This is a genomic window from Mesosutterella faecium, assembly GCF_022809315.2.
GTDB lineage: Bacteria > Pseudomonadota > Gammaproteobacteria > Burkholderiales > Burkholderiaceae_F > Mesosutterella > Mesosutterella faecium.
Map to the genome: position 1 here is coordinate 1,934,980 of NZ_JAKZJU020000001.1, position 22,457 is coordinate 1,957,436.

16 protein-coding genes are annotated in these 22,457 nt (G+C 66.4%); 11 read left to right on the forward strand and 5 right to left on the reverse strand.

From position 1 onward, the window contains the following. The 9 genes from MUN46_RS08860 to MUN46_RS08900 all read left to right on the forward strand — a co-directional run bounded on the left by MUN46_RS08860 (position 1) and on the right by MUN46_RS08900 (position 15,142). Positions 1–777: a DUF1281 family ferredoxin-like fold protein gene (locus MUN46_RS08860; protein ID WP_243376337.1), complete on the forward strand. Its 777-nt coding sequence runs from the start codon at positions 1–3 to the stop codon at positions 775–777. Between the two features lie 18 nt (positions 778–795). Continuing rightward, complete coding sequence (locus MUN46_RS08865; RefSeq protein ID WP_243376338.1) at positions 796–2,781, forward strand: type IV secretory system conjugative DNA transfer family protein; 1,986 nt, start codon at positions 796–798, stop codon at positions 2,779–2,781. 12 nt (positions 2,782–2,793) lie between these two features. Then, on the forward strand, positions 2,794–3,321 hold the full coding sequence (locus MUN46_RS08870; protein ID WP_243376339.1) for a hypothetical protein: 528 nt from the start codon (positions 2,794–2,796) through the stop codon (positions 3,319–3,321). A gap of 4 nt (positions 3,322–3,325) precedes the next feature. After that, the gene (locus MUN46_RS08875) at positions 3,326–4,888 is read left to right on the forward strand and encodes an ArdC family protein (RefSeq protein WP_243376340.1); all 1,563 of its coding nucleotides are present in this window, start codon (positions 3,326–3,328) and stop codon (positions 4,886–4,888) included. Further along, complete coding sequence (locus MUN46_RS08880) at positions 4,885–6,654, forward strand: DNA topoisomerase (protein ID WP_243376341.1); 1,770 nt, start codon at positions 4,885–4,887, stop codon at positions 6,652–6,654. The genes MUN46_RS08875 and MUN46_RS08880 overlap by 4 nt, the downstream gene beginning before the upstream one ends. 394 nt (positions 6,655–7,048) lie before the next feature. Continuing rightward, positions 7,049–10,495 carry an autotransporter domain-containing protein gene (locus tag MUN46_RS08885; protein WP_243376342.1) on the forward strand — a complete coding sequence of 1,149 codons (3,447 nt, stop codon included), beginning with the start codon at positions 7,049–7,051 and terminating at the stop codon, positions 10,493–10,495. A 303-nt stretch (positions 10,496–10,798) separates the two neighbouring features. Further along, on the forward strand, positions 10,799–12,637 hold the full coding sequence (locus tag MUN46_RS08890; RefSeq protein WP_243376343.1) for a C69 family dipeptidase: 1,839 nt from the start codon (positions 10,799–10,801) through the stop codon (positions 12,635–12,637). Positions 12,638–13,142: 505 nt separating this feature from the next. After that, positions 13,143–14,075 (forward strand): universal stress protein, encoded by a 933-nt coding sequence (locus MUN46_RS08895; protein ID WP_243376344.1) that lies wholly within the window; start codon positions 13,143–13,145, stop codon positions 14,073–14,075. Positions 14,076–14,203: 128 nt separating this feature from the next. Then, a complete protein-coding gene (locus tag MUN46_RS08900) occupies positions 14,204–15,142 on the forward strand; it encodes a universal stress protein (protein ID WP_243376345.1) in 939 nt (312 codons plus the stop codon). A gap of 88 nt (positions 15,143–15,230) precedes the next feature. Here the strand turns inward: MUN46_RS08900 and MUN46_RS08905 are convergent, their stop codons facing one another. From MUN46_RS08905 to MUN46_RS08915, 3 genes are all read right to left on the reverse strand, one after another. Beyond that, positions 15,231–15,530: an AzlD family protein gene (locus MUN46_RS08905; protein WP_243376346.1), complete on the reverse strand. Its 300-nt coding sequence runs from the start codon at positions 15,528–15,530 to the stop codon at positions 15,231–15,233. Then, on the reverse strand, positions 15,521–16,255 hold the full coding sequence (locus MUN46_RS08910) for an AzlC family ABC transporter permease (RefSeq protein ID WP_243376347.1): 735 nt from the start codon (positions 16,253–16,255) through the stop codon (positions 15,521–15,523). Before MUN46_RS08910 ends, MUN46_RS08905 begins: the two co-directional genes overlap by 10 nt. Before the next feature lie 155 nt (positions 16,256–16,410). After that, positions 16,411–17,046, reverse strand: coding sequence for a LysE family translocator (locus MUN46_RS08915; RefSeq protein WP_243376348.1), 636 nt, complete (start codon positions 17,044–17,046; stop codon positions 16,411–16,413). Between the two features lie 119 nt (positions 17,047–17,165). Here MUN46_RS08915 and MUN46_RS08920 point away from each other — a divergent pair, with 119 nt between their 5' ends. Next, a complete protein-coding gene (locus MUN46_RS08920; protein WP_243376349.1) occupies positions 17,166–18,107 on the forward strand; it encodes an AraC family transcriptional regulator in 942 nt (313 codons plus the stop codon). 19 nt (positions 18,108–18,126) lie between these two features. On the opposite strand, the gene iadA is transcribed toward MUN46_RS08920, so the two are convergent. After that, positions 18,127–19,278, reverse strand: coding sequence for a beta-aspartyl-peptidase (gene iadA / locus MUN46_RS08925; RefSeq protein WP_243376350.1), 1,152 nt, complete (start codon positions 19,276–19,278; stop codon positions 18,127–18,129). A 64-nt stretch (positions 19,279–19,342) separates the two neighbouring features. Further along, positions 19,343–20,614 (reverse strand): C4-dicarboxylate transporter DcuC, encoded by a 1,272-nt coding sequence (gene dcuC, locus MUN46_RS08930; RefSeq protein ID WP_243376351.1) that lies wholly within the window; start codon positions 20,612–20,614, stop codon positions 19,343–19,345. A gap of 492 nt (positions 20,615–21,106) precedes the next feature. Between dcuC (MUN46_RS08930) and dcuC (MUN46_RS08935) the strand changes: the two genes are divergently transcribed. After that, positions 21,107–22,375, forward strand: coding sequence for a C4-dicarboxylate transporter DcuC (gene dcuC / locus MUN46_RS08935; protein WP_243376352.1), 1,269 nt, complete (start codon positions 21,107–21,109; stop codon positions 22,373–22,375). The last annotated feature ends 82 nt before the right edge of the window (positions 22,376–22,457 follow it).

The window sequence follows — 22,457 nt, forward strand, 5'->3', positions numbered from 1 at the left end:
ATGCCAAACCACGTGAAAAACATCCTTGACTTCGAGGGAGATGAGGCCGAGATCGAGCGCCTCAAGTCCGAAACCCAGTCCCCGGGAGGCCCGGGGGAAGAGGACCTCGTGCTCGACTTCAACCGGCTCATCCCCATGCCCGCCTCGCTCGAGATGGAAGGCGACGGGGTGCCGGGGCTGTCGACCGCGGCGCTTCTGCTGATGAAAGGCAGCCCCGTCCCGGAGTCCCTGTCCTGGGACGCGGATCTCATCCTGAGGCGCTTCGGCGATGACGGCCCGAAGGCGGGGCTCGAGGGCCCCGGGGCGCTCCCCGAATTCATCCGGCGCGCGTCGCTCGACCACAGCTACGGGATCGATCTGCGGCTGGGCGAGGCCGGGCTCGAGAACCTCCGCCGCTACGGCGCCGTGAGCTGGTACGAGTGGCGGGTCGAGCACTGGGGGACGAAGTGGAACAGCTACATGCCCACCGAGGACGGCAGGAGGATCTCCTTTCTCACGGCCTGGACGCCGCCCGAGCCCGTCTACAAGGTGCTTTCCGAGCGCTTTCCGCGGGTCGCCTTCACGCTTCGGTGTGCGATCGAGGGCGAGGACCGCACGTACTGGGAGGGCCGCTACGAAAAAGGCGCCTGCCGCTCGATGCGCGCGATCGAGGACCCCGCGCGGCTCGAGGCGGTCTGGGCCGAAGCGGGCACGCCCTTTGTCTTTCGGGAGCGGACGCTCGAGAAATCGGCGGAGCCCTCCCCCGCCCCCCGCGGCGGCCGGGGCCGCTCGCGCTGAAATGAGGAGGAACCGGCCATGAAAGCAAGGCTTACGCGCGGGCAGATCCTCTTTGGGGCGCTCGGCGCGGCGGGCTCGGCCGCCGCGATCCTCACGATGCTCACCGTCTCGGGGGCGCTTTTCCTGCGCGCCTACGGGCTCGGCCCCCGGGCGGCCCGACCCGGCACGATTCCCGCCTACTGGCGGGCCTACGGGAACAGCGCGCCGCCGAGGCTTCGCGCCGCGATGGCGTTTTTCCTCCTTCTGCCCTGGGGCGCCGCGGCGGGGCTGGGGTGGCTTGCTGTCTCGGAGCGCCGGCGGCGGCCGCTGCACGGCGACGCGCGCTTTGCGGGCCGCGCGGAGATCCGCCGCGCGGGACTCCTGGGCAGCGCCTCGGACCCGCGCTCGATCCTCGTCGGGAAGTGGCGGGGCGAGTTTCTCGCCTTCGCCGGGAGCCAGTTCGCGCTGCTTGCCGCCCCGACCCGCTCGGGCAAGGGGGTCGGGGTAGTGATTCCCAACTGTCTGCACTACGGCGAGAGCCTCGTCGTGCTCGACATCAAGGAGGAGAACTTCGACCTCACCTCGCGCTACCGCCGCGACGTCCTGGGCGAGGAGGTCTATCTCTTCGCCCCCTTCGATGCCGAGGGACGCACCCACCAGTGGAACCCCCTCTCCTACGTCTCGGAGGATCCCGCGGACCGGATCGGGGACCTCGACTCGATCGCGGCCTCGCTTTTCTCCACCACCTCGGAAAAGGAGCGGTTCTGGTCCGAGAACGCGAAGGACCTCTTCCGCGGGCTCGCGCTTTTCGTGCTGGAGACCCCCGGGATCCCCCACACGATGGGCGAGATCCTGCGCCAGGCCTCGGGCTGCGGCAAACCCTTGAAGGAGCACGTCGAGGAGGAGGCGAAGCGGGCCGAGGAGGAGGGCCGGCCCCACAGCCGCGCCTGCCTTGACTCGCTCAACCGCGTGCTCCAGAACGGCGAGAACACGCTCACCTCGATCCTGTCGACCTTCAACGTGCCGATGCTCGCCTTCCAGAACCCGCGGGTCGACGCCGCCACCTCGGCCGACACCCCGGGGTTCGACCTGCGGGAGGTGAGGCGCCGCCGCATGACGGTCTACCTCGGGATCTCGCCCGACCGGCTCTCCCAGGCGCGCGTGATCGTGAACCTCTTTTTCGAGCAGCTGCTCAACCTCAACACGCGGCGGCTCCCCGCCCAGGACCCGGCGCTGCGCTACCAGTGCCTGCTCATCCTGGACGAGTTCACCTCGATCGGCCGGATCCCGATGATCGCGCAGGCGGTCGCCTACATGGCGGGCTACAACATGCGGCTGCTCACCGTGATCCAGAACAAGAGCCAGCTGGAGAGCGCCTACGGGCGGGCCCAGGCGGTCACCCTGATGGCAAACCACGCCCTGCAGGTGATCTACGCGCCTTCGCCCGTCGTGATGGACGACGCGCGCGAGTACAGCGAGATGCTGGGCTACAGCACGGTGCCCGCCCGCTCGAGGACGAGAAGCCTGGGCTCGCTCAAGGGCAGCCGCTCGGAGAGCACGTCCGAGCAGCGCCGCGCCCTGATGCTGCCCCAGGAGATGCGCGAGCTCGGGGCCGCGCGCGAGATCGTCGCCTGCGAGAACACGCGCCCGGTCCTCGCGCAAAAGATCCGCTACTACGAGGAGCCGCTCTTCAAGGCGAGGCTCATGGGCTCGATCCGAAGCGACATCCCGAGGATCGCGCCGCGCGCGGACCCGCCGCCCGCGCCGAAACCGGCCCCGCCCCCGAATCCCCCACCGCAGGCCCCGGAGACAACGGCCCCGGAGGCTTCCCGCGGGGAGGCCGCCGCCCGCAGCCCCGCGCGGGCCTACTGCGAAGGCCTCCGCGCGAAGGACGAGGAGATGGAGCGGGCGCTCTCCGACACGGCCTTTTCCTATTTCGAAGGCCTCCGGGGGAAGCCCCCTGCGGCCTCCGGGCCGGGCCCCGCGCAGGGCGCCGGATCCGCCCCGGAAAACCAAACACCTTAAAGGACGCAAAACATGGAAACCAAAGACCAGGGCGCGGCAACGCCCGCCCTTTTAAGCGCGCAGCTCACGGGCTCGCCCAAGAGGCTCCCCGCCGGGGAGGGGCTCGAGGCGGACGGCCGCGCGCTTCTCACTGACGGCACGGTGACCCCCTTCCGGGTCCGCGTGAGCCGCTACGAGGAGCGGGCGCTGCTGCTCGCCCCCGAAGACCTGCCCGCGGACCTGCGGCCCGAAGCGCTCGAAGAGGAGCTCATCGAGCGGGTGCAGGGCGACCTGCAGTGGCTGCGTCGCGCCGCGGTTCACGAAAGCCCCGGGCCCCTGCCCCCGCCCCGGGGGCCCGCCGCCGGGGTGAGGCTCTCCGGCATCGAGCTCGTGGAGGCGGCCGAGGAGCTTCGCGACGAGCTCGTGGCCCGCACCCTCGCCCTCGCCTCGGGGATCGAGGAAGAAGAGTCGGACGCCTGTTTCGACGAGCCCGCGGCCTGGGACGAGAACGACGCCGAGCAGGCGCTTGAGGCGGAGAAGGCCTACAGCAGGGAGGAGTAAAGCCATGGAAAACGGAAAGAATCGCAGTGAACCGGGCGACTTCCAGCTCGCCTACGCGCGCGAGACCGCGCGGCAGCTCATCGCCCAGTTCGAGCGGGGCACCTCGCCCTACCAGAAGAGCTGGGCCGGGGAGAGCCTTCGCCTGCCCTACAACCCGAAGACCGGCACGCGCTACCAGGGCATCAACGCGCTCAAGCTCCTGATGCAGGGACGAGCCGACAGCCGCTGGCTCACGCTGCGGCAGATCAACGAGCTCGGGGGCCGGGTGCGCCGCGGCGAGCACGGCGTGCGCTGCTTTTACTTCGCGCAGAAGATGGTCCCGCGCGGGGAGTGGCTGCGCGCCCGAGGCAGGACTGAGGAGGCGGCCGCGGCCGACCGCTCGGAGCGGGTGCGGGTGCTGATCCCCTGCCCCTTCACGGTCTTCAACGCCGAGCAGGCCGAGTCTCTGGAGCTTGGCGGCGCGGAAAAAGACGAGCGCGCGGGCTGGACCCCGGTCGAGCGGGCCGAGCAGCTGCTTCGCAACTCCGGCGCGGTGTTTCGCTGCGAAAAGGGCGACCGCGCCTGCTACAACGCCTCCGAGGACGTCATCGTGCTGCCGCTTCGCAGCCAGTTCGCGGCCCCCTCCGAGTTCTACGACGCGGCGCTGCACGAGCTCGGCCACTGGACGGGGCACGAGAGCCGGCTCAACCGCTTCTCGGGCGGCGCCCCGGTCGCCTTCGGCTCGCCCGAATACGCAAAGGAGGAGCTGCGGGCCGAAACCGCCTCGCTCATGGTGGCCGCGCAGATCGGCCTCCCCCACCACCTGAAGAACCACGCCTCCTACATCGCGGGCTGGGTGGGGGTGCTGCGCGACGACCCGAAGGAGCTGCTGCGCGCCTGCTCGGACGCCCAGCGCATCACCGACTACCTGCTGCAGTACGACCGCGAGCAGGTCTGGGTCGTGAACTACGACCGCAGGATCGCCTTCCGCGAGGACGCCGACCAAGCGATCCGGCGCTGCGAGGCCTTCATCAACGAACACGCGCTGCTGCCCGAGCGCTTCCGCGCATCGGTCGTGCGCCTGATGGGCGAGAGGTCGATCGTAAAGCGAGACGCCGAGTGGGAGGTGGCCCGAAAGGCGCTCTCGCCCGACACGAACGGCCCGATCCTCGAGCGCTCGGGGCTCAAAGGGATCGCGCTCGTGCGCGAGCCCCACCGCTTCATCTCGTGGGCGAGGGCGGCCGACCCGGAGCTGGGCGAGTACGCGCTGCGGCAGGTGCGCCGCGCACTCGGCCCCCGGAGGGCCGAGTCGGCCCTGCGCCGCTCGATGCTCCCTGAGGCGAGGACAGCGGAGGCGGGGCTCTCGGCCCGGCTGCGGCTGCACTTCGCGCGGGCCGCGCAAAACGCCCGCGACGCGCTCACGAAGCTTCGCGAGGCGCCGGCCGGGCAGCAGCGCGAGGCGCTCGGGAAGGCGCGCGAAAAAGCGGCCCGAAGCCTCGGGGTCGCGCCCGGGAAAGAGCGCCCGAAAGAGCCCGAAGCGCCTGAAGCGCCCCGGAAGAAGGCGCTGCAGAAGGAGATCACAAGATGAGGACCTACATCGCGGACAACGCCGCGGCCGCCGCCGCGATCGGCCGGCGGCTCGGCATCAGGCAGGAGCGGGACGGGCTGCTCCTTTGCGAAGGGGGCGAGGCCGTGTGCTGGTGCGCGGGCCCCCTTTTCAGGATCGCCCCGCCCGAGCGCTTCCTCGAAGCGGGCGAGCCCGAGGCGGTTCCGGGCACGGGGATCGTCTTTCCGCGCCGCTGGATCCTCGAGCCCGTGGAGGGCCGGGGAAGGGACATCCTGCGCGGGGCGCTCCGGAGCGCGCTCGAGCGCTCGGACGAGGCGGTCGTCGCGACCGCCGCCGGGCGCGAGGGCGCGAGAAAGGGCTGGGAGATCCTCGAAGCGCTCGGGTTCGGGGGACGGAGGCTGAGGCTCCTGCCCGAAGAGATCGAGGAGCGCTCAGGCCCCGGGCTCCCCGCGGCCCGGCCCCTCGCGGCGTCGGACCCGGAGCTTGCCGCGGGGCTCGCCCGCGCCCGCGCCGACTGGATTCTCGGCACGGGGCTCAGCCGCGCCGCGGGGCTTGCGGCCCGGACTTCCGACCCGGTCTTTCCCGACCGGATCGCGGCCGGGCGGCTCACCGCGCCGGTCCTCCAGGCGGTCGCAGACCGCGACGAGGACGTCGCGCGGCAGCGCGCTCACCCGCGGATCATCGTCACCGCCGGCATCCGTCACGCGCGCGGCGACTGGACGGCCGCTCTCATCCCCCCGGGCGGGGGCTTTTCGATCGGCTGCGCGGAGGACGTCGAGCGGCTCTGCTCGCGGGTGGAGCTGCACACCGGGGAGGTGACCGAGTGGTTTTCCTGCGAGCGGGAAGCCCCTCCCCCGCCTCCCGCGACCGCGGCCGAGGCCGCGCTCTGGGCGGAGAAAAAACTGCGGCTGATGCCGGAAGAGTCCCTGCGCTCGATCGCCTCCCTCGAAAAGAAGGGCCTGCTCACGCGGGGCGCGCCGCCCGGGCTCAGGGCCCCGCGCTGGGAGGGCGCGCAGGCAGCGCTGTCCGCCGCCTCGGAGTTCGAGCCCCGCCTGCGGCCGCTCCTTGCCCTGGCCGATTTCAGCCGCAGGCGCGCGGGCTTTGCCTCCTTTCCCTGGCGCGAGGGCGGCCTTTTCCCCACGGGGGCCGCGCCCGAAGAGCCTCTGGCGGAGCCGGAAAAGAGCCTCTTTTTCTTCGCTTCGAGACTCGTGCTCGCGCAGTTCTTCCCGGACTGCCGCTACCGCGAAAGCCGCGCCCGGGCGGCGATCCGGGGCTTCGCCTTCGAAGGGCGGACGAGAACCCTCGTGCGGGCTGGCTGGGCCGCGCTTTTCGATCATGGGCTCGCCCGCTCCGACGAGCGGGGGCTGCCTCCCATGGAGCGGGGCGACCGCGTCACGGCGCGGCGCCTCTCGGCCCGCTTCAGTCGCGGGCGCCCCCTCTACAGCTCGGCCGCCTCGGTCGCCCGAACCCTTCTCGAAACCTCGGGCGAACCCCGGCTTGCCTTCTGCGAGGCTAACCGGGCGGCCCTGCTTCTCGAGTTGCTTCGGGAGAAAAAGCTGGTCCTCAGGCTCACTTCGGGCCGCTACCGGGCGACCGACAGAGGCCGGGCTCTCCTTGCAGCGCTCCCCGAGGAGTTCCGCGAACCCCGCTTCTGCGCGCGCTTTGAAGCGACACTGCACGGGATCGAGTCGGGAAGGCAAAGCGAAACGGAGCTCGAGCAGGAAGCAAAGGAGATGGTCCTCCTGGCCGCCGGGCAGCTTCCCCGACCCGCTCCGGCGCTTTCCTGATCCCCCTCGGGAAAAAGCCTTTTTCCCGAGGGGCTCCGGACTTTCCGCTTCCGGCTTTTGCACAAGGTCTTCCCGACCCGTCGATTTTCGAGTCCGAATCAATAAGGGTTTCCCCTCCATTTTTTCGGTTACAATTTTCTTTGCCAATACCTTTTATACCTACGATATTTCACTTAAGATATTTTATCTATTCATAATCAAATATTAAAAGAAAACAAACCTTAGCCTGAACCGCATACGTCATAAAAAATCAACTAAGGAAAACACTGTAGGTATTTATACTTAAGAATGTTGACCTAGTTCCTGGAGTCGGGAAAACTGCGCCCGGGTACCTCCACCGATGCACCCGGAGGGCTGCCCTGTTTCTTTTGTCAAACCAAAAGGAAATACTCCAATGAATAAAATCTACAAGACCATCTGGAGCGACGCCCGTCGCTGCTTCATGGTTGTGAACGAAACACAAAAGGCGCATGTCAAAACCACGAGATCGGCGGTGTTCGCGGCGGTCGCTTCCGCCGTCCTCCTTCTGCCGGGAGCGGCAACAGCCGCCTATACGGAGCCCGGCCAGGTCGCCTCAAGCGCCCAGGCCGTGAGCGAGGCCGTCGCCTCCTGGGAAACCGACGAATACAAAAAGGACTGGGGCCTTGCGGCCATGCACGCCTCCAAGGCTTATGCGCTCGGCTTCCACGGCCAGGGCACGACCGTTGGAATCATGGACTCCGGGGCACTCATCCAGATTCACCCGCAGCTCACGGGTGACCGTTTTCACGCCTCGACGGCCGACGCCGAGTACGGCTCGAGCGGCGAGCGCTATCCGCAGCACTCCGAGGAGGATGGCCGCGGGGAGTACACGCCTGGCCTGGGCGCAGGCACGACCATCAGCGGCAGCTGGGTGAAGGGCGTGAACGACAGCCACGGCACCCATGTGACGGGCACGGTGGGCGCTAACCGCGACGGCGAGGAATTCCACGGCGTCGCCTGGGGCGCCGACCTCTGGATAGGCAACACCGGCGGCACCGACGACACAAACTACGGGCCGTTCCAGGACTATAAATTCTTCAAGTCGGGCTGGAGCGCCCTGGCCGACAACGTTGTGAAGGCAAACGGCGAGGAACGCGGGGGCTTCATCAACAACTCCTTCGGAACCAACACCCGCAGGGTCGTGACTGATCCCAACGCCAAAGGCCCGGACGGCGGCAACATTGCGGCCCATAACCCGACCAACACTGTGTCGGAAACCGAATACGAGTATTTCCTCTTCAACAACCGCTACGTCGGCACGGGCGGCACGGTAAGCTGGAACCAGTCCTTCGTCGACGCGGCCTATGAGGCGGTGAAGGACAAGAACGTCGTACAGGTGATCACCACAGGCAACCGCGACTTTGACAACCCGTTCTACCGTCCGCTCTACCCCTACTTCAACCCGGACGCGGAAAGCCGCTGGGTGGCCGTGGCCGGTCTGCAGCAAAGCCAGGAGGGAGGCTACGAGCTCATCGGCCGCTTCAACGAAGCGGGCAACGCCAAGTGGTGGACCGTGGCAGCTCCCGGCAGCAAGATTTACAGCTCAACGGTGTCCGATGACGGCGAGGCAGGCTATGCGAGCTGGGGCGGCACTTCAATGGCTGCGCCCCACGTCACGGGCGCACTCACGGTGCTCATGTCGCGCTACCAGGACATGAACGCGCTGCAGGTCCGCGACGTCATGTTCACGACTGCAAACCACAAGAACCCCGATGGCTCGAACATGAAGGGATGGGACAACCATGACGGGACCACGCCCGCGGACGGGCAGGTCTCCGACCGCATGGGCTGGGGCGTTCCGGACCTTGACAAGGGCATGTACGGCCCCGGGCAGTTCCTCGGGCACTTCGACTACAACATGGCCCGCACCCCGCTCGATGTCTGGACCAATGACATTACGCAGGCAGCCCTTGATCAAAGGAAAACCGAGGACGCCGCCTGGAAGGCTGCGGCCGAGAAGTGGTTGGCCAACCCGACTCTCACTCTGGGCGAAGAATACTCCGACGCTGAAAGAAGGCTCCTTGGCGACATTCTCCTCGAGACCGATGACGACATCGTGGGCATCAGCGATGAAAACGAGAAGATTGACAAGTCCGACGCCATTGCCTGGCGCAAGGCCTACTACGGCAAGCGGCTCGAGGCAATCAAGGCGAAGATCGAGCAGGGGCTCTACAACGGCTCGCTCACGAAGCGCGGCGAGGGCACGCTGGTCATGACCGGCAACAACACCTATCGCGGCGGCACGGTCATCGAGGCGGGCACGCTGCTCGGCTTCAATGACTCGTTCGGCGTCACCGAGCTCGAGTCTGGCGCGGCAGCCGGAAGCGCCGCGGCGCCCGCGGCAGCCGCCCCCGGCTACGGCAACGGCAAAGTCACGGTCAACGGCGGCACCTTCGGTCTGCTCAGCTCCTATGACGACGGCTTCACGAAGACCGGCGTGAACACCGACACGAACAGCGACCACTCCGTCGACGTCACCGTGAACAACGGCGGCACGCTGGGCGTGGCGGCCGGCCAGAGCGTCGAGGCGGGCAGCCTCACCTTTAATAAAGGCGCCAAGGTCTCTGTTATCTCCACGGACCGCGACACGGCGGCCGAGGCTCTGCGCGGCCAGGCTCAGAGCGGCACGATCAGCGCGGACTCCATCACGGGGGCCGCGAACCTCTCTGCCGCAACGGACTACGCTCTCCTCAAGACCGACGTGAAGGTCGAGGGAAGCACCCTGACGGCCACGCTCTCGCGTGACGAAACGAAGACCCTGGGCTCGTACGCGAGCACCGGCATCGGACGCTCCATTGCGAAGCAGATTGAAAGCGCGCCCGACAGCGTTGCGTTCAACGCTCTCGGCGTTTCGACCAAGAAGGAAGTGAGCAGCGTACTCGACGCCCTGGACAGCGACTTCTATCTGTCGGCCCGCAACGCGACCGTCACCAACGCGCTCACGCTCGCGCGCACGGTGAAGGACCAGGCCAACGGCATTGGCGACGCCCGCGTGGTGGAAATGAAGGACGGAACCGCCCGGATCTGGGCGACCGGCATGGGGGCCTGGGCTGACCTCGACTACAACGCCGACTTTGACTCCGACTACTACGTCGGGCTCGTGGGCGGCGAAGTCGACGTGGGCAGCACCACCAAGCTCGGCGCCTTCTTCGGCTACGGCCAGTCGAAGTACGACAGCAGCGAGGGCAAGATCGACAGCGACGACCTGCACCTCGGGCTCTACGGCGTCACGAACCTCGAGCCGGTGAAGCTCACCTACGGCGCGTCCTACACCTGGCAGGACCGCGACAACACCCGCAAGTTCCGCCTGGGCGACCTGCGCGAGGACAGCAAGCACAGCACCGACGCCCATGTCTTCCAGGTCTTCGGCGAGGCGGCCTGGACGGGCCTGAACACCGCCGGCTACGCGATCGAGCCCTACTTCGGCCTCTCCTACATGCGGGTCGACTCCGACCGGGTGAAGGACGAGGCCGCGGGACTGCCGCTTGCAACCGCGGTTGACGACTCGAACATCGGCATCACCACGCTCGGGCTGCGCGCAGCCGCGAACTTCAAGGCGGGCAGCGTCGACCTGCAGCTCAAGGGCGACGTCGCCTGGAACCACTTCTTCGGCGACAACCGCCCCGAGGCGCAGTTCCAGGTGCTCGATGCCGGCTGGACGAAGATCAAGGGCGAGAAGCTCTCCGACATGGCGACCGTGGGCGTGGGGCTCGAGGCGAAGTTCACGAAGAACGCGACCCTCGGGATCTTCTACACGGGAGCCTTCGACGGCGACGTGACCTCGCACGGAGCGGGTGCGCACCTGCGCATCAACTTCTAACCTCGTCTGCCGGGGCTTCTCTTCTCAGAGAACTCCGGCAGCGCCGGGCATGACAGGCATCGCGGACACCTTTGCGATGCCTGTTTTGACAGCCTCCGTCTGCCCGGGATGATCCGCCCTGCTCCGCAGCGATGCGGCAACAGGGGGACGGATCCCGGGTTTTCACATTCTTTTTATGATATAAGTAAATTATCTTAAGTATTTTTACGTACCATTCGTTGCTGTCCGAACGTTCAAAGCTGACCGCTGCACAGGCTCCCCATCCACAGCCCGTGCCGCTTTTTTCCAAGTAAGGAGAGACAGATGAAAGTTCGCACTACGCTGCTTGCGGCCGCCCTCACCGGCGCGCTCGCGGCTTTTTCCCTGCAGGCCCTCGCCTGCTCGACGGTGATCGTCGGCAAGGCGGCTTCCGCCACCGGCAACATCCTCATCGGCCACAACGAGGACAACGGCGGGCGCATCTTCAACCCGCAGTACTACGTTCCGCCCGCGACCCACAAGGCGGGAGAAATGATCACGTTCGAGCCCGCTGCGGCTCAAATCCCGCAGGTCGGGAAAACTCTCGGCTTCTACTGGTCGCAGACGCTTTCCTCGAAGGGTTCGTCCTTTTCTGACGGATTTGTAAACGACGCGGGCGTGATCATCGTCTCGAACGCCTGCACTGGCATCTACGACACCGACCAGAAGCTCACTGACGGGGGCGTGGGCTACGGCATTCGGCGCCTCATGGCCGAACGCGCGCATTCCGCCCGCGAGGCGGTCCAGATCGCAATCGACCTGCTCGGCAAATACGGCTACTTCTCCGAGGGCCGCACCTATACGGTGGCCGACGCGAAGGAAGCCTGGCAGATCGCCATCCATAAAGGCGACACCTGGGTCGCGCGCCGCGTGAAGGACAGCGAGGTGGTCTACATCCCCAACAACTTCATGATCGGAGTGGTGGACGCGACCGACAAGGACAACGTGATCGTGTCGCCGGGGCTGATCGAACGCTCGATCAAAAACGGCCGCTACAAGCCCGCAAAGCCCGGCGTCTACACCGACTTCAACTACCGGCTCGCCGTGCAGCCGCCGGAGCGCCGCGCAGCCCAGTACAACTTCAGCCGCAACCAGCTCGCCTGGAACTATATCCTCGGGCAGAAGATCACCGACCCGGAGTCCTTCCCCTATTCGGCCACGCCTTCGCGCAAGTTCACGCTCGACGACGTGAAGGCGATTCTGAGGCTGCACGAGGAGAAGTTCGGCGCCGAGGACGACGGCTGGCTGCACTACCGGGGATTCGGGACCTGCCGCGTCACCTCGCACGAATCGCTCGTGCTCGAGCAGAACAAGAACCCGAAGCTCATCTCGGGCTACCGCACTTACTCGCGTCCCTGCGAATCGCCCTACATCCCGTTCTTCCCGCTCGCGAAGCCTGATCGGAGTCTGTCCTACATGACGCCCGCCGAGGCCACCGCGGAGCAGTTCCACGCCCTTGACAAGCGCTTCGACTACCGGCCCTCCTACGGCGCGACCGCCTTTGTGAACAACGCGAATGCGGTCGACTATCTCGCGGGCAGCGCCTACGAGGCAAACCGGGAAATGATCGCGAAGCTTGAAAAACGCTGGGAAGGCGAGCGCGCCTCGATGCTCTCCAGAGCGCGGAAAGGCTTCGTGAAGAAGGACTCTTCGGCCACGATGAGGACGCTGCACCGCTTCAACAGCGCGAAGCTCCATGAGGCGCAGGCCGCCGTCAGGGAGCAGCTGCGCAGGATCACGCCCTGGCGCGTTCAGGCGATGAGCCGCGAACTCGATCCCGCGAGCGAAGGGCCCGTCACCTTCGTGCTCTTCAGCAGCAAAGGGTTCGACGCGAGGAAGATCGACAAGGACCACACCTGGGCAGGCCTGAGCCACGAGTCGATCACGAACGGCAGGACCCTCTCGGAGAGCACTGGAAAAGCGGTGGGATTTGAGGAAAAGGACGTGAACGGCGACGGGCTGCCCGACATGGCGATCACGTTCCGCCAGAAGGATGTCGCAAAGAACATGCTCCCGGGCGTGGCGTACGACACCTACCTCTACACCCGGGCGGGCGGCACGCGCATCACCGGCTTTGACGTCCTTCGGGTGAAGGGCGAGACCCGGACGAGCATCGAGAAGTAAGAAAGCGCAGGCCCCCGGCCGCTGCGCTCTTTTCTCACCTTCCGGGGTTCCCTGCCCTGGCGGCCCCCGGGAGAAAGAGTCCCGGCGGGCATCACGCCCCATCGCGATGCCCGCTTCTTTCTGCCTTTTGCCGCGTCTGGGACCGGGCCGCGCCGTCCGGACCGGCCGCTCTCCTTCTGGCGGCCTCAGGGACAGGTTCGAAAATGTGTCGGAGGCCCCTGGTCTGCCCGCCCGATTCTCCGCCTCCTTTCGCTTCCGGCGGACGCAGGGTCCCCGGCTGAACGCAAAAAGGCCTCGCGCTCCTGCCTTTTCAGGGTTCTTTTTTTCTAGAAGCCGCAGAATCTCTGCTTCAGGCCAGCATTATTTATTCACAAAAAACTATAGAACAAATAACAAATAAACGTTAAAATAATAATTAGGTAATAAATCCCATCCGGGCTCCGGCCCGCCGCCCTGTCGCGGGCCACGAGGCTGAGAGCCCTCTTCAAGATTAAGGGGGTGCATCATGAGAATCCTGCTTCCGGTCGACGGCAGCCTCTACAGTTCCTATGCCGCGGATTTCATCGCTTCCCGCACTTCGCTTCTTGCCGAAAAACCCGAAGTCGAAGTCTTCAATGTCCAGAAGCTGAGCTCCGGGCTCGTCACCGACCTCTGGAACACGAAGTCCTATGAAATGTTCTGCCGCACGGGCGCGGCCAAGGCCTTCTCGGCCGTGCGCCGGGCGCTCGAGTCCTGCGGCGTGAAGATCTCCGAGAAGTACGCCAAGGGCCCGGCCGTCGAGCTGATCGCAAAGGAGATCGAGACCTACAAGCCCGACCTCGTCGTGATGGGCACCAAGGGCAAGACCGACTTCGACCGCATCGCGCTCGGGTCGGTCACCACGGGCGTCATCGCCCGCAACTCCTGCCCGATCCTGCTCATCCGCTCCGAGCCCGGCGCGATTCCCGACGCGCTCAAGGTGGGGCTGCCGGTGGACGGCTCCTCCCACAGCCTCGCCGCGGCGAAGTTCGTCGCGAAACACTCGGTTTTCTTCGGCCGCAGCCCCGAGATCCTGCTCATCCACGTCGCGAACCTGGGCGAGGAGGTCTTCTACTGCGACCTCGACAACCCGCTGCCCGAGACGCCCGGCGAGCGCTTCGGCGCCGAGGCCTATTTCGACAAGGTGAACAAGGAGCGCATCGCCCTAGAGAAGATAGACGCCGAGAAAGCCTTCGAGTCCGTCCGCCCGGCGTTTGCGGGCAGCGGCCTGCTCGTGCGCGAAGTCCCGCTCACGGGCGAAGTGGCACCCGCGATCAGCCGCTGCGCCCGCACCGAGGGGCTGCATCTGCTCGTGATGGGCACGCGCGGCCTCGACAACGCCGCCTCCGTGACGCTGGGCTCGGTCACGAGCCGCGTGCTCGCGGAGGGCACGATCCCGGTTCTGGTGGTGAAGGGCTGAAAAAGGAGGGAGCCCTCCCCTCTCTCTATATATAAGACAAGGACAACCAAAAAAGCGGGAAAAAGCCGCAGCGGCGGGCCCAGGGGCCCCGCCCCGCAAGGCCGCTTCCCGCGAGGAGTTCGAAAACCATGAAAATCCTGCTACCCGTCGACGGCAGCCTCTACAGCGCCTACGCGGCCTCCTTTCTCAAGGCCTGCGCGCCATTCCTCAGCACCACGCCCGAAATCGAAGTCTTCAACGTCCAGCGCCTGAGCTCGGGCCTTTTGACCGATCTGTGGGACACGAAGGCCTACCAGAACTTCTGCCGCGCCGGAGCGGCCCGCGCCTTCGCGGGCGTGCGCCGCGCCTTTGACAGCCTGCACGTGCCGGTGCACGAGAAATACGCAACGGGCCCCGTGATCGAAACGATCCTCAAGGAGGCCGAGGCCTTCGGGCCGGACCTGATCGTGATGGGCACCAAGGGCAAGACCAACTTCGACCGGCTCGTGATGGGCTCGGTCACCACCGGGGTCATCGCCGGAGCGAAGTGCCCGTTGCTTCTCATCCGCAGCCCCTACCTTCCGAAGGGGCGCGACCTCAAGGTGGGGCTTGCCGTGGACGGCTCCGAGTACGGCGTCCAGGCGGCCCGGTTCCTCGCCCGCAGCGCGGACCGGCTCGGCGCCCAGACCAAGGTGAGCCTCATCCACGTCTCCGATGACGTGGACGACGTCTTCTACTACAACCTCGTGAATCCGGGCTACTTCAAGGCGGTGGAGACCGCGCCGGACAAAGGCGGGGACTTCTTCGAGCAGTTCAACGCGAAGCGCGTCGCCTTTGAAAAAGAGGAAAGCGACAAGGCCTTCGCCACGGTGCTGCCGGTGCTTGAGCCCACGGGGCTGCCGCTCGAGGAGGTGACGCTCTCGGGCGACGTGGGGCCGATCCTCGCGCGATACGCCGAGCAGATGGGACTCGACCTCCTCGTGATGGGCTCAAGGGGCCTCGATAACGGCGAGGCCGCGACCACGGGCTCGATCACGACCAGGGTGCTCGCCGAGGGGAAGATCCCGGTGCTCATCGTGAAATCCTGAAAAAATCTTCTGAAAGGACCATAGAAGCGGAAAGCGGGTCCGCGGCCCAAGCGCCGCGGGCCTTTTTTTCGCCCCCCCGCGCGGGGCCTCAGAGGACGTGCATCAGGAGCGCGTCCACGCCCACGGCGGCCGCCACCGAGAGGATGAGGCTCTTTTTCGCGGCAACCAGGAGCGCCGCGGCAAGCCCTCCCAGGTCCGGGATCGAGGTCGTCATGAAGCTCGGCGCGACCACCGAGACCATCACGCAGCAGGGCATCATCTCAAAAAGCTTCTTCACGTCGGGCGAGAAGCCCCGGCCCCGCAGGAACAGGTAGGAGAGGGCCCGGGTCGAGTAGGTCGCGGCCGCCATGCCGAGAATCGTGAGGAGCTGGAGCAGCGTTATTTCCATCTGAGGCCTCCCTTGATGAAGAACCAGGCCGAGGCGAGGCCCGCGATGATGCCCAGCATCACGGCAAGCGGCGTCGAGAGCGCGAGCGAGGAGAGGCCGGCCGCCGCACCGCTTACAAGAACCGGCATGCACCTCCTGCGGCCGGGCCACATCATCGCGGTGAGCGTGATGAAAAGCGCGGGGAAGGCCGCCTGGAAGCCCCACTGCCGAAGGTCTCCGAGCAGGCCGCTCAGTGCGCAGCCGATCACGGCAGAGGTCCACCAGGACAGCCAGAGCGAGCCGCCGACGCCCATGTAGAAGGGAAGCGAGAAGGCCTCATCCTCCGGCACGCCCGCCTTTTTCCTCTCGTAGCAGTCCCGGATCGAGAGCGACCAGCACTCGTCGCACATGAAGAAAAGCGCCGCGAGGGCGCGGCTCCGGGGCTGGCTTTGAAGCCAGGGGGTGAGCGCGGCGCTTAAGACGATGTGGCGCGAGTTGACGAGCCAGGCCGTGAGCACGATCGCCGCGGCCGGGGGCACCGAGGACCAGAGCGAGAGCGCCGCGAACTCCGAGCCGCCCGCGAAGTTAAGCCCTCCCATCAGGCCCGCGGCCAGGGGCGAGAGCCCCACGAAGGCGCAGGTCGCCCCCATGATGAGGCCCACCGGCACCATGCCGACCAAAATCGGCGAGACCGTCCTCACTCCCCGCAGAAACTCGGCCGCCGCCGAGGCTGGCGCCAGTGACATGAAAAACCTCTCTTCAGACTAAAAAAAGGCGGAGGCCCCGCCCTTCCCCCGCTTTCAGGGCCGCAGCCCCGGCTTCCCGCCCCTTCCCGTCCTCAAGTGGCGGCGGGGCGGAGGCGTCCGCCCATTCTAGACACTTTTCCCGACCCCCTTCTTTCTCAGGACGGGCGGCTCACGAGCACCCCGAGCCCGAGCAGCCAGTAGACGAGCCCGGAGCCGCGGACCGCGCGGAGCCGGGCCGAGGGGCTGCGGTTCAGGGCGGACAGCAGGCTCCCCGAGAGCACGGCAAGCAGCACGTTCCAGACCGTGCTCGTCGCGAGAAACGTGAGCCCGAGCAGCAGAAAGGGAACGGGGCTCGATTCCGCCCCGGGCGCGACGAAGGCGGGCAGGAAGGCTAAGAAAAAGAGAGCCACCTTGGGATTGAGCGCGTTGGTGAGCGCGCCGTCGCGCCAGGAGCGCAGGAGGCTTGCCGGGCGGGCGCGCCCCGCCGCGTCGCCCAGGGCGCTGCCGCTTTCGCGGAAAGCCTTCACGCCCAGATAAAAGAGATAGCCCACCCCCAGGCACTTCAGCGCGAAAAATGCGGAAGGGGCGCTCGCGAGCACCGCGGCGAGCCCCAGCGAGACGAGCGTCAGGTGAAAGAGGATGCCCGTTGAAATGCCCAGCGCCGAGGCCACGCCGACCCGTCTGCCTCCCGTGCAGGAGCGGGTGAGGATGTAAAGCGTGTCGACCCCGGGGGTGAGGTTGAGCAGGATCCCTGCCGTGATGAAAGCCCCGTAGTTCACAATGCCGGTCATGGCTGCGGCCTCCTTTGGAGAAATTGAAATTTTCAAAGCGATTCTAGGAACTGAGGGCCTTTGTTTTGGCAAAAACGCGGCATAAAATGTCACTATTCGCTTATCTTGAGGCTAAAAGGATGAAAAAGAGCCGCCCGGTCGACCCCATGAGCCTAGCCGCGGCCTTTCCGCCGCGGGTAGAAAGCGGCCGCGAGACCACCGAGCACGGCGGCGCGGACTTTCCGCTCGCCCTTTACCGCAGGGAGCCCGCTGCGCTGCCCTTCGGCCGCACGGGCTGGCACTGGCACGAGGAGCTGCAGGTCTGCGTCGTGGAGGAGGGATGCGTCCTTTTCCGGGTGGGGGAGGAAGAGCTCGAGGCGGGCAAAGGCAGCCTTCTTTTCATCAACTCGCGGATCCCGCACACCGCCCGCCCAAAACTGCCTGAGGGGAGCACCGGCCCCGCGCGGTACCTCTGCGTCGACTTCAAGCCGCGGCTTCTCGCGGGGCTGCCCTCGAGCCTGATCGGAAAGCGCTACGTGAGCCCCTTTGAGGGGGAGCGGGGGCCGGAGTCCGCGCTGCTGCCCCGGGCGCAGGCGGCCGCCGAACTCTCGCGCGCGGCCGACGCGAAGGAAAGGAAGCAGGCGGGCTGGGAGCTGCGGGCCCTCGGGGCCCTTCTCCTGCTCTGGGCAGAACTGCTCCCGGAGCTCTCGCGCAGGGCCCGCGCGGGAGGAAAGCGCGCGGCCTCCTCGGCCCGCGCGAGCCGGTGCGCCGCGGCCATGATCGACTTCATCGAGGCGCACGCCGGAGAACCCCTGAAGCTCTCCGCGGTCGCCCGGGCCGCAAACCTTTCGGAGTCCGAAGCGAGGCGGGTCTTCACCCGCACGACGGGCGAGAGCCCCATGGCGTACCTGCGCCGCAGGCGGCTCGAGCGGGCCGCTGCGCTTCTCGAGCAGCCGGGGCTTTCGGTGGAGGAGGCGGCCGCCGCCTGCGGCTTTTCATCCGCCTCCTACTTCGTGAGGGCCTTCAGGAAGGAAAAGGGGCTGCCTCCCCTCAGGTGGAGGCGTGCGGGCCGAGAGCCCTGAGGGGAAGCGAGGCCAGGGGTCAGGCCTCGAAGGTCCCCTTCACGATGATTTCGCCCGAGCGCATCATCTGGCGGCCCTTCGAGAAGACGTCGGTCAGGCTGAAGTCCTCGTCGAAAAGGAGGGCGTTCGCGACCGCGCCCTCTTCCACCCGGCCCTGGCCGGCGAGCCCGTGGGAGTCGGCGACGTTGCGGGTGATGAAGCCCAGCACCGTCGGGACCGGCAGCCGGTAGTCGCGGATCAGCTTCTGCACGGTCGAGAGGTTGCACTCGATGCCGCAGACCGCGAGCCCCACCATGTTGCCCTTGTCGTCAAAGCGCGGCTTCGAGCCGTGGCCGTCGGAGCTCATCGTGATCAGCTTCGGGTCGACGCCGGCCTCGAGCGCCTCGGCGAAGGCCTCGGCCGGGCCCTCCTTGAAGCAGCACGAGCCCCCGGTCGTGATGTCGATGTAGCCGCCCGCCTTCGCAAAGGCCACGGCCGAGTCGAACACGTGGCGGATGCGCGCGCAGTGGGTGGGGCGGATGTGCTTGATCGGGAAACCCCGCGAGACGATTTCCCTGTACATGTCGAAGGCCCCGGGGATGTTGCCCGAGTGGATGTGCAGGACCCCGACCTTGCCCGTGATCATGCCGGCAAGGCGGATGTCGGCAAGCAGGTGGATCACCTCGTCCACGGTCGGAAACGAGCTCCTGTGGTCCCCCAACGCAATCTTCACGCCGAGGCACTCGGGCACCATGAAGATGTCCTTCGCGGCCTCCCCGCTCATCGTGGTGGGCGGGAAGCGGTAGTTGCTCGTGTACATCCAGGCGTTCGCGCCCTCGGCCGAAAGAGCGCGCACCTTGGCGAGCAGGTTCTCGATCGAGCGGGTGATGAAGTCGGTTCCCGAGACCCCGACGAGGCTCGTGGTGCCGCAGGCGATGAGCTCCGAGAGCACGAGTTCCGGCGTCCTTGAGACCGGGCCGCCCTCGCCGCCGCCTCCGGTCACGTGGATGTGCTGGTCGAAAAAGCCGGGCGCGAGGATTTTGCCCTTCGCGTCGATCGTCTCGAGCCCGGGGAGGCTTACCGAGAGGTCCGGCCCCACCGCGAGGAAGCGGCCTGCGGCCATGAGGACGTCGTTCACGCCGAGGTCGTCGGGAGAGTAGACGCGGGCGTTCTTGATCAAAATGGGCTTCATGTTCATGTCTCCTTAGGGGAAGGGGCGCCCCCTTTTAAGCCCGGGGCGCCCGTCTGTCTGGTCGTCAGAGGAAAACGGCCGAGGCCGCGATGTTGGTGATCAGCGCGAGCACCATCACGGGAATCGTGCGCCGCACGAGCTGGAAGGGGCTGATGCCCGCAATCGAGGACACGGCGATTGTGACGCCCGCGATCGGGCACATCGTGCGGGCGATGCCCGCGGAGAGCTGCACCGGCACGGCGAGCACGGCCGCGTTCATGCCGACAGAGGCCGCGGCCTCGGGCAGCAGGGGCGAAAAGGCGAAGAAGGCGGCGTTGCCCGAGCCGGTGACGAGGGTCGCGATCACCATGATCGCGATCATCACGAGCAGCATCAGCCACACGCCCGCCGACTCCATGGAGGCCGCGGCCTGGATCATCGTGGTGATGCCCCCGACCTTGGTCATGCCGAGCGCGAAGAGCTCGGCGCAGCAGATGAGCGAGACCGTCGAGGTGAAGACCTTGCCCATGCCCTCGAAGACGGACTTCGTGCGAAGGATCGCCTCCTTCACCTGGCGGTGCGTCACGAGGTCCACCACGAAGGCGAGCAGGATCGAGAGGATGATCGCGGTCTGCAGCGACAGCTTCACGCCCTTGTAGACCATGGGCGAGAAGACGATGAGAAGCACAAGCGGCACCATCGGGAGCACCGCGTACCAGCCCGGGCCCGCGCCTTCGAAGGCCTTGGAGACATCGCGCTTTTCAGCGGGCCCGGCGGCCTCAGCGGCGCCGGCGGCCGCGTCCCTGCGGTCAAACCACCGCTGCACGAAGAAGTGCCCGACCGCGACCACCGCGATCACGCAGACCGCCACCGGGATCTGGTTCTGCACGAAGTAGGTGACCACGTCCGTGTTGAGGAGGTCGGCCGCCCGCATGGCGTTGGAGGACGAGGGCCCGAGGTCGAGGCAGCAGGTCGAGCCGATCACCGCCGCGGCCGAGGTCTTCGAGACCCCGAGCGCGATGAGCAGAGGATAGATCGAGGCCATCAGCAGCAGCCCCAGCCCCACCGCGGAGTTGATGAACAGCGCCATGAACTGCCCGATCACGTAGGTGACGGCCAGCAGCACGTAAGGCGAGCGGATCGCCGAGAGCGGCCGCACGCAGGCTTTCACGAGCGCCTTGGAGGCGCCGATCTTGTCCATGTAGTAGGAAAAGCCCGCGATCCACATGATGTTGAGGCCGAGCCCCGGGAGCCTGCCCTTCATCTTGTCGGTGAAGGCCTGCGCGAAGTCAAACCCGATGAAGTGCGTGGAGGCCTTGGGCGAGACCGGATCGACGCCGAAGCAGGCTGCGATCACTAGAAAGACCAGGCCCGCGAGGAGAAGGACCGTGGGGGATAGTAGCTTTTGAAGATGCACCAGGCGACGACCGCGATCACCGCCAGCGTGATGATGACTCCGAGCATAGAGACTCCTTTGGCGTGGGTAACCGGGGGGAGCCTGCGGCCGCAGGGAAGGCCGGCCCTCCCCTTCTCTTTTTTCTTTGAGCGGCGCGCAGACGGGACGTTCCGGGCGCGCCAGCCCTGATTATCGGCCGATGAAGGCAAAAAATCACTTGGAATCGTCAAGCGGCCATTTACGCGACATTGCCCGCTTTTGCAAAATAATTAGGGAAAAATGCATATTTTCCCGATAAGATCAAGGTTGCAGCACTCTTTGAAAAACAGCCTGAATTAGGTATTATTGCCTAGTATCCACCAGCGGCCGTCCCGACCCGGGCTCGCAAGGATGCCCTTTGAGGGAACAGAGAAGCCCGGAAGCGGGGCCGGTCCGCCATCCTGAGGAGAAATCATGACAATACTGTGCTGGGTCGCGGTCGCGGTGATCATCGCGACCATCTACGGCCTGATCAAACGCTGGGAGACGCGCCTGGTGCTGATCGCGGCGGGCTTCCTGCTCTGCTGCGTGAGCCTGCAGCCGATGGCCGCGCTCAACGCCTTTGCCAAATCGATGACGAACAACTCGCTCATCATGGCAATCTGCGGCTCGATGGGCTTTGCCTTCGTCGCGAGCTACACGAAGTGCGACCGCTCGCTCGTCTATTACCTGTCCTCCCCGATCAAGGGGCTCGGCATTTTCCTGATCCCGATCTGCACCCTGATCACGTTCCTCGTGAACATCGCGATCCCCTCGGCCGCGGGCTGCGCCGCGGCCGTGGGCTCGACCCTGATCCCGGTGATGCTGCGCGCGAGGATCAAGCCCGCGGCGGCCGCCGCCGCAGTGCTCGCCGGCACGATCGGCTCGTACCTGTCGCCCGGCACCTCGCACAACCCCTTCGTTGCCAAAATGGCCGGCATCAGCGTGATGGACTTCATCGGCACGCACATGTGGTACTCCATCATGTGCGGCGTGATCCTCATCGTGGGCACGGCGATCGTCTGCTTCATCCTGGGCGACGGCAAGGGCGATGAGAACGCCCAGGTTGACCAGAGCAAGCTCATGAGCAACGACGGCTTCAAGCCCAACCCGCTCGGCGCCCTGGTGATGATCGTCCCGATCGCGATCCTCGTGGTCGGCAACGTCTGGGTCCCGGCGATCAAGACCGGCGTCGCGCAGGCCATGCTGATCGGCGCGATCTGCGCCCTGCTGGTGGCCCGCGCCGACCCGCAGCAGTTCTCCCGCGAGTTCTTCAAGGGCATGGGCAAGGGCTACGCCGACGTGCTGGGCATCATCATCGCCGCGGGCGTCTTCGCCGCGGGCCTTCGCACCTCGGGCCTCATTGACGCGGGCATCGCCGCGCTGAAGGAATCGAACGAATTCGCCCGCTGGGGCGGCTCCCTCGGCCCCTGGATCATGGGCGTGCTCTCCGGCTCGGGCGACGCTGCGACCCTTGCCTTCAACGAGACCGTCACTCCGCACGCGAAGGAATTCGGCATGACGATCGAGAGCCTGGGCGGCCTCGCGTTCCTCTCGGGCGCCCTCGGTCGCACGATGTCCCCGATCGCGGGCGTCACGATCCTCGTGTCCGGCATCGCGATGGTGAATCCGCTTGAGGTCGTGAAGCGCACCTGCATCCCCTGCGTGATCGCGGTGATCGCCTGCGCGCTGCTCATGGTCTAGAGCCAGCCGATCCAAACAACTGATTCATCAGTGAAGCCGGCCGTTCAACTGAACGACCGGCTTTTCGTTTTAAAGCTTCTCC